1 protein-coding gene and 1 pseudogene are annotated in these 1,129 nt (G+C 63.0%); both read right to left on the bottom strand.

Translation table 11 applies throughout. From position 1 onward, the window contains the following. Window positions 1-446: hypothetical protein (locus tag EN750_RS41255; protein WP_245482907.1), on the bottom strand; the 446-nt coding region annotated here is incomplete at its 3' end. Further along, window positions 427-1,129: pseudogene (locus EN750_RS41250) on the bottom strand (shikimate kinase); the annotation flags it as partial. The pseudogene EN750_RS41250 and the gene EN750_RS41255, both read right to left, overlap by 20 nt.

Below are 1,129 nucleotides of genomic sequence, written 5' to 3'. Positions count from 1 at the left end.
GACCTGGAGGTCCCTGCCGCCCTCGACCTGCTTTCTCCTGACGAGTCCCAGTGTAATATCTCCCAGGCACCACGGGGAATGGGGACTAGCTGTGAGCTCTGCGCGCGGTGCGCGAGCTCGGCCCGATAACTGGCCGGCGTAGGGAACTCGACCTCGAAGCGATAGTTCTGCGCGGTTCTGAACGCCGTGTGAACGCCGCGTAACCGCGGCCTGTCCATCCTGATGACCCAGTTGGTGGTCTCGACCTCGCTGCAGTCCCGCTCCTCGAAGGCCAGTGCCGCCTTCCTGAAGGCGCGCGTAAAAGCCTCGTCCGGGATCTCGAAGACATGGCGCACGGCATTGGTGACCAGTTGGGCCTCCGGCGCCGTGCTCACGCTCTGGCCGGTCAACTCGTCGGCTATCCAGACCTGCCCGCCCGACCGTTGGTCAAGATGCGGCACCTTCACCTCGATGCCGTCCTGCCGCAAAAGCTCGGCAACCGCATGCACAATTTTTGGTAATCGCGCTTTCTTGCGCTTCGGCGGGGGCGGCTTCGAGCCTGGCCCGCTCAAGGGCCTGTTCGCTGCTCAGCGTTATCGTGCTGGCGCGGTCGTCTTCGGCCGAGATTGCTAAGGCGCTGAGCAGAATGCGCTTTTCGACGGCGAGTCTGATCGAGGCCTCCATGACCGATGCCGCCAGCGTGGGGTTGTCCTTCAGATCCGCCAGGCTGCCATCGACGTCGAACCGGCCCTGGTGGAGCTTTGCCGCCTGCGCCTTGACATATGGCGCCGACTTGAAGCCCGGCCTCTGCTCCAAGAGCCGCTGCAATTCGGTGGTTTTTTGCATGAACACCCGCGCACCGGTATCGGACTTGTAGGCGTCAGTGCCGACCTTGATGCCGACGCTCAACAGATTGATGGCGCTTTCATGCAGCTTGACTTCCGACTGCTCATGAGCCGGCTCGCTATTGAGCTGCAGGTTCCAGTCCTGGAGCTCGGCCACTAACAACGCGGCCAGTTCGCAGGCCACCGGATGCCTGGCGGCCTTGCTGTCTTCCCTCGCCCTGGCGATGAGCTCATGGAGGGCCTGGCCATCCGGCCGATCTTCCTGCAACAGTGCGCGGATGTCGGCCTTGAGCTCATTATGAATG

This window comes from Mesorhizobium sp. M7A.F.Ca.ET.027.03.2.1 (assembly GCF_003999175.1).
Taxonomy (GTDB): Bacteria; Pseudomonadota; Alphaproteobacteria; order Rhizobiales; family Rhizobiaceae; genus Mesorhizobium.
Note: the sequence above shows the minus strand (reverse complement) of the source record. Positions and strands in the feature narration are given on the sequence as shown.